A 9009-nucleotide genomic window follows, 5' to 3' on the forward strand; every position below is an offset into this window, starting at 1 on the left:
AGGGGGACGGTTGACGGGGCGCGTGTCGTTCTCGCAACCAGTTCGCGGCTAGACCGGCAAGGCTGTGGTGGCCTTGACCCGATCGAGCACGAAGCTCGTCTTGCAGTCTTCGACGCTGGGATGCTTGAGCAGGGTGTCCATGATGAAGCGGCTGTAGTGCCCCATGTCGGCGACCACCACGCGCAAAAGGTAGTCCATGTCGCCGGTGAGCGCCGCGCATTCGACGACTTCGGGCCAAGTCTGCACGCTCGCCCGGAACAAGTCCATGGGGTTGCGCTTGTGGCTTTCGGTGTGCTTTTCGAGCCGGACGTTGAGATAGGCGGTGAGGCCGAGGCCGATGACCTCTGGCCGGACGATCGCCACATAGCGGTCGATGACGCCGCTCTCTTCGAGCCGCTTGACCCGGCGGAGCACGGCGCTGGGCGAGAGGCTCACCTGTTCCGCGATCTGGTCGTAAGTGGCACGGCCGTCTGCTTGTAGCGTGCGCAAAATCAATCTATCAATCTTGTCGAGTGCTTCCATTCCGGCATTTTCGCAGGTTTGTTGCGTCATGGCCATTTTTGGCGCCCAACAACGCTGAAAACGTGAGCGGCATCCGCCCTACAGTGCACCACTGGTCGTTCACGGCCCCTTCGCCAGCTATTTCATTCATTCGAACCCGCACTTCTGGAGACCCCACATGAGCCACGCCGACGCGCCCCCCTTCACGCCCTGGGAGAACCCGATGGGAACCGACGGGTTCGAATTCATCGAGTACGCAGCGCCGGACCCGGTGGCCATGGGCAAGGTGTTCGAGCGCATGGGCTTCACCGCGGTGGCCAAGCATCGCCACAAGAACGTGCTGCTGTACCGTCAGGGCACGATCAATTTCATCGTGAATGCCGAACCCGACTCGTTCGCGCAGCGCTTTGCGCGCGAGCACGGCCCGAGCGTCTGCGCCATCGCGTTCCGCGTGCAGGATGCCAAGCAGGCCTACGAACGCGCCATCTCGCTGGGCGCCTGGGGTTTTGCCGACAAGGCGGGGCCTGGCGAGCTGAACATCCCAGCCATCAAGGGCATCGGCGACAGCCTGATCTATCTGGTCGACCGCTGGCCCGGCAAGAACGGAGCCAAGCCGGGCGACATCGGCAACATCGGCTTCTACGACGTGGACTTCGAGCCGCTGCCGGGCGTGGCCTCGCAAGATGCGCTCGCGCCCAAGGGCAACGGCCTGACTTACATCGATCACCTGACGCACAACGTTTACCGCGGCCGCATGAACGTGTGGGCGGCCTTCTACGAGAAGCTCTTCAACTTCCGCGAGATCAAGTACTTCGACATCGAGGGCCAGGTCACAGGCGTGAAGAGCAAGGCCATGACCAGCCCCTGCGGCAAGATCCGCATCCCGATCAACGAGGAAGGCAAGGAACAGGCCGGCCAGATCCAGGAGTACCTGGACATGTACCGTGGCGAAGGCATCCAGCACATCGCAATGGGCTCGGACAACCTGTATGAAACCGTCGACGCGCTGCGCGCCAACGGCGTCACCCTGCTCGACACCATCGACACGTATTACGAACTGGTGGACAAGCGCATTCCCGGACATGGCGAAGACGTGGCCGAACTGAAGAAGCGCAAGATCCTGATCGACGGCAAGAAGGACGCACTGCTGCTGCAGATCTTCAGCGAAAACCAGCTCGGGCCGATCTTCTTCGAGTTCATCCAGCGCAAGGGCGACGACGGCTTCGGCAACGGCAACTTCAAGGCGCTGTTCGAAAGCATCGAGCTCGACCAGATGCGCCGCGGCGTGTTGTCGGCCGCAAAATAACCGCTTCTTTCACTGGCCAGGAGCCTCCATGCGCAGCACGTTTTCTGTCGGCTTGACCCTTATCGCGGCCGCGGCCGTTCTCTCCGGTTGCGCCATGGCCCCGGCCACGCCGGCCGCGCCGGCAGCCGGTTCCTCGCACCTGGACACGGTGCAGAAGGCAGCGGCGCTGCGCATCTGCACGCCGGGGGACTACAAGCCGTTCAGCTTCCAGAAGGCCGACGGCTCGTTCGAAGGCATCGACGTGGACCTCATGACGGGCTTCAGCGCCAGCCTCGGCGCCAAGCCGGAGTGGGTGAAGACCACCTGGGCCAACCTGCTGCCTGATCTGGCTGCCGGCAAGTGCGACATGGCCGTGGGCGGTGTCTCCGTGACCACCGACCGGCAGAAGCGCGCCTTCTTCAGCGCGCCCTACATGGTGAACGGCAAGGCCCCGATCGCGCGCTGCGCCGACGTTGCCAAGTACCGGACCGTGGCCGACATCGACAAGCCTTCGACGCGAGTCATCTTCAACCCGGGCGGCAGCAACGAGCGTTTTGCGCGCGCCAACTTCAAGCAGGCCAAGCTCACGATGCATGGCGAGAACGTGACGATCTTCGACGAAATTCTTGCGAACCGCGCCGACGTGTTCGTGACCGAGTCCGCCGAAGCCATCACGCAGCAGAAGCTCAAGCCCGGTCTCTGTGCCATCAACCCCGACAAGCCTCTGCAATACGGCGAGATGGCCTGGATGCTGCCGCGCGACGATGTGGCTTTCAAGGCCTATGTCGACCAATGGCTGCACCTGCAGCAAGCCGGCGGCGACTTCCAGCGCGTGATGGATCGCTGGCTCAAGTAACAACCAAACAACGCTTTCTCATGGACACTCCCGCCGCCGCTGCCCCTGCCGCCGTCACGCCCGTCGTTTATGGCGCTTCCGATCGCCCGCCGCGCGGCGACTATTCGCGCGGCGGCGTGGTGCAGGCCGACTACACCTGTCCACAAGACTGGGCCAGCTACACGGCGGCCGACCACGACACCTACAAGCGGCTCTACGAGCGGCAGGCCGCGCAGCTGCCGGGCCTGGCGTGCGATGCGTTCATCAATGCGCTGCCTTTGCTGGGCGTGAAGGACCGCATTCCTCGTTTCGAAGAAATCAACGAGCGACTGCATCGCGCCACCGGTTGGGAGATCGTTGCGGTGCCGGGGTTGATTCCCGAATTGCCCTTCTTCACCTTGCTGGCGAACCGCAAGTTTCCGGTGACCGACTGGATCCGCAAGCCGGAAGAGTTCAACTACATCGTCGAGCCTGATGTCTTCCACGACCTGTTCGGCCATGTGCCGATGCTGTTCGATCCAGCCTTTGCCGACTACGTGCAGCGCTATGGCCAGGGCGGCATCAAGGCGCACGAATTGGGCGCGGGCGAGAAGCTGGCGCGGCTGTATTGGTACACGGTGGAGTTCGGGCTGATCCGCCAGCCAGACGGACTGCGCGCCTATGGCGCCGGCATCTTGAGCTCTGTGGGCGAGCTGCAGCACGCGGTGTGCAGCAATGAGCCGCACCGGCTGCCGCTCGATCTGCTGCGCACCATGCGCACGCTCTACAAGATCGATACGTACCAGGCCAACTATTTCGTGATCGAGAGCTTCGCGCAGCTGTTCGATCTCACGGCGCCCGACTTCACGCCGCTCTACCGCGCGCTCGAGGTCGAGTCGGACATCCCCGCCGGGGTGCTGCTGCCGGGCGAGACCGGCAAAGCCTGAGAACGCGCCCCTCGATCTGAGCGGCAATGCGTTCTCGCGTGCCGCGCCGCTATCGCGCGCGCGACAGCGCGCACCCCGCTCCTAGGACAAGCCCGCTAACGGCGGGATGCATCTGGCTCCCACAATCCGCGCAAAAGGAGCTTGCATGCAGACATCCGCGCAAAAGAACTACCCGGCCAACGTGCCGCATGAGATTCATCCGGAGCAGTACCGGTCCCTGCCGCACATGTTCGAGGAGGCTTTCGGACGCTATGCCGATCGGCCGTTCTCGGTCTGCATGGAGCGCTGGATGTCGTACGGCGAGCTCGACACGCTCTCCAAGGCGCTGGGTGCATGGCTGCAGTCGCTGGGCCTCGAGCCGGGCGCGCGGGTGGCGATCATGCTGCCCAACGTGCCGCAGTTCGCGGTCACCATGTGCGGCGTGCTGCGGGGGGGATATACCTGCGTCAACGTCAATCCGCTCTACACGGCGCGCGAACTCGAGCACCAACTCAAGGACTCTGGCGCGACGGCCATCGTCATCCTGGAAAACTTCGCGGCAACGCTGGAACAGGTGATCGAGCGCACGCCGATCAAGCACGTGGTCGTCACGTCGATGGGCGATCTGCTGGGCGGCCTCTACGGCGCCTGGATCACCGTCGCGGTTCGCCACCTTGCGAAAATGGTTCCGCCCTTCAAGCTGCCCATGGGCAACGGCCGCACCGTGACGCCTTTTTCCAAGGTTATCGATGAGGGGCGCGGCCGCACGCTGGCGCCGGATCAAAGCACGCTCGATTCGATCGCGTTCCTGCAATACACGGGCGGCACCACGGGCCTGTCAAAGGGCGCGGTGCTGACGCATCGCAACATCGTCGCGGCGACCTTGCAGGCGGAGGCGTGGTTCACGCCCGCGCTCTCGAAGGCGGGCGACCTGTCGAAGGTCAACAGCATCGCGGCGCTGCCGCTGTATCACATCTTCGCGCTCACGCTCTGCCTGCTCGTGATCCGGCAGGGGTCGCACATGACGCTGATACCCAATCCGCGCGACTTCGACAAGTTCATCGCGGTGCTCAAGAAGCGGCCATTCCACATGCTGCCTGCGGTGAACACCCTGTTCAACGCGCTGCTGATGCATCCCGAATTCAAGTCGATCGACTTCTCGACGCTGTTCGTATCGCAGGCGGGCGGCATGGCGGCGTCGGAGGGTACGGCACGCCGATGGTTCGAAGCCACGGGCTGTCCGATGATCGAAGGCTGGGGCATGAGCGAAACCTGCGCGATCGGCACCAACAACCCCGTATCGAACACAGAGTTCACGGGCACCATCGGCTTGCCGCTGCCGAGCATCGAGATTGCCATCAAGGACGATGAAGGCAATTCATTGCCAGTTGGAACGCCGGGCGAACTGTGCATCAAAGGCCCGAACGTGATGAGGGGCTACTACAACCAGCCGGCCGAGACGGCCGCTGCTTTCACGACCGACGGATTCATGCGCACCGGCGACATCGCAGTGATGCAGGAGGACGGCTACAGCCGCATCGTCGACCGCAAGAAGGACATGATTCTGGTCAGCGGCTTCAACGTGTTTCCGAACGAGTTGGAGAATGTGATCTCGCTGTGTCCAGGGGTTGTCGAGTGCGCCGCGGTCGGAGTGCCGGACGAAAAGCAGGGCGAGGCGATCAAGGTTTTTGTCGTCCGCAGGGACGCGGCACTCACTGAAGACGCCGTGCTGCAGTACTGCAATGGGCAACTCACAGGCTACAAGCGGCCGAAGCACATCGAGTTTCGAGATTCGTTGCCAAAGACAAATGTCGGGAAAATCCTTCGGCGCGAATTGCGCACCAGCACGAGCGCCTGAATGAGCCACCAAGCCGCGGCCGAGCTGCCGGCGAATCTCATCGTCTTCGAACGCGGCTGGCTCTCCTCTAACAACATCCTCTTTGTCGGCGCCGACGAGACCGCACTCGTCGACACGGGGTATGCCACGCATGCCGAGCAGACTCTGGCGCTGGTGGAATCGGCCCTGGGCACACGGCCGCTCGATCGGATTCTGAACACGCATCTGCACAGCGACCACTGCGGCGGCAACGCAGCCTTGCAACAGCGCTACCCGGCGCTCCGAACGGACATTCCGCCGGGCGAGGCGGCGCTGGTCGAACGTTGGGATGAACGCGGCTTGAGCTTTCTAGCGACGGGGCAAATTTGCCCCCGGTTTCAGTTCACCGGTTTGCTGCAGCCGGGGACGGAATGCGTGCTTGGCGACAAGTCGTGGCAGGTGCACAGCGCGCCAGGCCACGATCCTCATTCGATCATCCTGTTCGAGCCCGTTTCGCGGACGCTGATCTCGGCAGACGCCTTGTGGGAGAACGGATTCGGCATTGCCTTTCCCGAGCTGGCGGGCGAACCATCGTTCGAGGACGTGGCGGCCACGCTGGACCGGATCGAGGCGCTGGCACCGCTGCAGGTGATTCCGGGGCATGGCCGGGTCTTCAATGACGTCGGCAGCGTCTTGGCCACAGCGCGACGTCGGCTCGAAGGCCTTCAGCGCGATCCTGTGAAGCATGCGCGGCATGCGATCAAGGTCTTGATGAAGTTCAAGCTGTTGGAAGTGCAATCCATCGCGATGGACGATTGGGAAGCCTGGCTTGGCGGCGCATCGTACCTGGGCGTGATTCGCTCGCGCTTCTTTCCAGATCTGGAGTTGCATCAATTGGCCGACGACATCTTGGCTGAGTTGGTTGAGGCTGGTGCAGCTGCTGTCGATGCGTCGGGCATTTGCAATATCTAGCCTTGCTCTGCGGCAATAAAAAAAGCGCGTCACCAAATGATGACGCGCTTTTTAAAGCACCAAAAGAAAAAGCCCAACACGCTGTGTTGGGCTTTTCCGGGCTGTAAGAGCCTGACGATGACCTACTTTCACACGGGAACCCGCACTATCATCGGCGCTGACGCGTTTCACTGTCCTGTTCGGGATGGGAAGGAGTGGTACCACGTCGCTATGGTCATCAGGCATAACTTGTTGCTGTGCTGATCACATGATCAACACAACGAATTCATAGAGTTTGGAATCAGCGCGCAATTGTCTTGCGCTTGCTTGAATGTATTTTGAATGCGTCAACTTGGCATAACACCTTGATCAGACTGATCAAAGTTATAGGGTCAAGCCGCACGAGCAATTAGTATCAGTTAGCTTAACGCATTACTGCGCTTCCACACCTGACCTATCAACGTCCTGGTCTTGAACGACTCTTTAGGGGGCTCAAGGCCCCGGCAGATCTCATCTTGAAACGAGTTTCCCGCTTAGATGCTTTCAGCGGTTATCTCTTCCACACTTAGCTACTCGGCAATGCCACTGGCGTGACAACCGATACACCAGAGGTGTGTCCACTCCGGTCCTCTCGTACTAGGAGCAGGCTTCCTCAAATCTGCAGCGCCCACGGAAGATAGGGACCAAACTGTCTCACGACGTTTTAAACCCAGCTCACGTACCTCTTTAAATGGCGAACAGCCATACCCTTGGGACCGGCTACAGCCCCAGGATGAGATGAGCCGACATCGAGGTGCCAAACACCGCCGTCGATATGAACTCTTGGGCGGTATCAGCCTGTTATCCCCAGAGTACCTTTTATCCGTTGAGCGATGGCCCTTCCATACAGAACCACCGGATCACTATGTCCTGCTTTCGCATCTGCTCGACTTGTCAGTCTCGCAGTTAAGCACGCTTATGCCATTGCACTATCGTCACGATGTCCGACCGTAACTAGCGTACCTTCGAACTCCTCCGTTACGCTTTGGGAGGAGACCGCCCCAGTCAAACTGCCTACCATGCACTGTCCCCGATCCAGATAATGGACCTAGGTTAGAACCTCAAACACACCAGGGTGGTATTTCAACGTTGGCTCCACAAGATCTAGCGACCCTGCTTCAAAGCCTCCCACCTATCCTACACAGATCTGTTCAAAGTCCAATACAAAGCTACAGTAAAGGTTCATGGGGTCTTTCCGTCTTTCCGCGGGGAGATTGCATCATCACAAACATTTCAACTTCGCTGAGTCTCAGGAGGAGACAGTGTGGCCATCGTTACGCCATTCGTGCAGGTCGGAACTTACCCGACAAGGAATTTCGCTACCTTAGGACCGTTATAGTTACGGCCGCCGTTTACTGGGACTTCAATCAAGAGCTTGCACCCCATCATTTAATCTTCCAGCACCGGGCAGGCGTCACACCCTATACGTCCACTTTCGTGTTTGCAGAGTGCTGTGTTTTTAATAAACAGTCGCAGCCACCGATTTTTTGCAACCCATTCATGCTTCGTTGTTCACTACACACTAATAGGGCACACCTTCTTCCGAAGTTACGGTGTCAATTTGCCGAGTTCCTTCTCCTGAGTTCTCTCAAGCGCCTTAGAATACTCATCTCGCGCACCAGTGTCGGTTTGCGGTACGGTCGTATATAGCTGAAGCTTAGTGGCTTTTCCTGGAACCTCGTTCAGTCACTTCACGGACAAGTCCGCTCGATCGTTGGCCTCGGTATATGTGCACCGGATTTGCCTAATGCACGCCTACATCCAACTAAACCAGAATAATCCAATAACTGGATGACCTATTAAGATCCGTCCCCACATCGCACTATATATCGGTACAGGAATATTGACCTGTTTCCCATCAGCTACGCATCTCTGCCTCGCCTTAGGGGCCGACTCACTCTACGCCGATGAACGTTGCGTAGAAAACCTTGCGCTTACGGCGAGGGGGCTTTTCACCCCCTTTAACGCTACTCATGTCAGCATTCGCACTTCTGATACCTCCAGCACGCTTTACAACGCACCTTCACAGGCTTACAGAACGCTCTCCTACCACTTGCAATAAATTGCAAATCCGCAGCTTCGGTAACTGGCTTAGCCCCGTTACATCTTCCGCGCAGGACGACTCGATCAGTGAGCTATTACGCTTTCTTTAAATGATGGCTGCTTCTAAGCCAACATCCTGACTGTTTTAGCCTTCCCACTTCGTTTCCCACTTAGCCAATTTTAGGGACCTTAGCTGGCGGTCTGGGTTGTTTCCCTCTTGAGTCCGGACGTTAGCACCCGGTGCTCTGTCTCCCAAGCTGTACTCATCGGTATTCGGAGTTTGCCTTGGTTTGGTAAGTCGCCATGACCCCCTAGCCAAAACAGTGCTCTACCCCCGATGGTAATACTTGAGGCACTACCTAAATAGTTTTCGGAGAGAACCAGCTATTTCCAAGTTTGTTTAGCCTTTCACCCCTATCCACAGCTCATCCGCTAGTTTTGCAACACTAGTCGGTTCGGACCTCCAGTACCTGTTACGGCACCTTCATCCTGGCCATGGATAGATCACTTGGTTTCGGGTCTACACCCAGCGACTGATCGCCCTATTCGGACTCGATTTCTCTACGGCTTCCCTATTCGGTTAACCTTGCCACTGAATGTAAGTCGCTGACCCATTATACAAAAGGTACGCAGT

General features: G+C 59.2%; 6 protein-coding genes and 2 rRNA genes (1 of these 8 running past the window's edge). 5 read left to right on the forward strand and 3 right to left on the reverse strand.

Going from position 1 to position 9009, the window contains the following annotated elements; all coding sequences use genetic code 11:
• Positions 1-48: 48 nt before the first annotated feature.
• Positions 49-522 (reverse strand): Lrp/AsnC family transcriptional regulator, encoded by a 474-nt coding sequence (locus J2X92_RS18660; protein WP_307577578.1) that lies wholly within the window; start codon positions 520-522, stop codon positions 49-51.
• Positions 523-679: 157 nt separating this feature from the next.
• On the opposite strand from J2X92_RS18660, the gene hppD reads away from it, so the two are divergent.
• From hppD to J2X92_RS18685, 5 genes are all read left to right on the forward strand, one after another.
• A complete protein-coding gene (gene hppD / locus J2X92_RS18665; protein ID WP_307577580.1) occupies positions 680-1807 on the forward strand; it encodes a 4-hydroxyphenylpyruvate dioxygenase in 1128 nt (375 codons plus the stop codon).
• A 28-nt stretch (positions 1808-1835) separates the two neighbouring features.
• Positions 1836-2642: a transporter substrate-binding domain-containing protein gene (locus J2X92_RS18670; RefSeq protein WP_307577582.1), complete on the forward strand. Its 807-nt coding sequence runs from the start codon at positions 1836-1838 to the stop codon at positions 2640-2642.
• A 20-nt stretch (positions 2643-2662) separates the two neighbouring features.
• Positions 2663-3547 carry a phenylalanine 4-monooxygenase gene (phhA, locus tag J2X92_RS18675; RefSeq protein ID WP_307577584.1) on the forward strand — a complete coding sequence of 295 codons (885 nt, stop codon included), beginning with the start codon at positions 2663-2665 and terminating at the stop codon, positions 3545-3547.
• 145 nt (positions 3548-3692) lie between these two features.
• On the forward strand, positions 3693-5384 hold the full coding sequence (locus J2X92_RS18680; protein ID WP_307577585.1) for an AMP-binding protein: 1692 nt from the start codon (positions 3693-3695) through the stop codon (positions 5382-5384).
• Positions 5385-6314 carry an MBL fold metallo-hydrolase gene (locus J2X92_RS18685; RefSeq protein ID WP_307577587.1) on the forward strand — a complete coding sequence of 310 codons (930 nt, stop codon included), beginning with the start codon at positions 5385-5387 and terminating at the stop codon, positions 6312-6314.
• A gap of 109 nt (positions 6315-6423) precedes the next feature.
• Here the strand turns inward: J2X92_RS18685 and rrf are convergent.
• Positions 6424-6536 (reverse strand): 5S ribosomal RNA (gene rrf / locus J2X92_RS18690).
• Positions 6537-6681: 145 nt separating this feature from the next.
• Positions 6682-9009: ribosomal RNA gene (locus tag J2X92_RS18695) — 23S ribosomal RNA — on the reverse strand; it runs 546 nt beyond the window's last position.

Source organism: Variovorax paradoxus (assembly GCF_030811855.1).
GTDB classification, from domain to species: Bacteria; Pseudomonadota; Gammaproteobacteria; order Burkholderiales; family Burkholderiaceae_C; genus Variovorax; species Variovorax paradoxus_L.

Coding starts and splice junctions, on each gene's coding strand:
- J2X92_RS18670 (WP_307577582.1), top strand. CDS start 1,836: ATGCGCAGCACGTTTTCTGTCGGCTTGACCCTTATCGCGGCCGCGGCC.
- phhA (WP_307577584.1), top strand. CDS start 2,663: ATGGACACTCCCGCCGCCGCTGCCCCTGCCGCCGTCACGCCCGTCGTT.
- J2X92_RS18660 (WP_307577578.1), bottom strand. CDS start 522: ATGGAAGCACTCGACAAGATTGATAGATTGATTTTGCGCACGCTACAA.
- J2X92_RS18680 (WP_307577585.1), top strand. CDS start 3,693: ATGCAGACATCCGCGCAAAAGAACTACCCGGCCAACGTGCCGCATGAG.
- hppD (WP_307577580.1), top strand. CDS start 680: ATGAGCCACGCCGACGCGCCCCCCTTCACGCCCTGGGAGAACCCGATG.
- J2X92_RS18685 (WP_307577587.1), top strand. CDS start 5,385: ATGAGCCACCAAGCCGCGGCCGAGCTGCCGGCGAATCTCATCGTCTTC.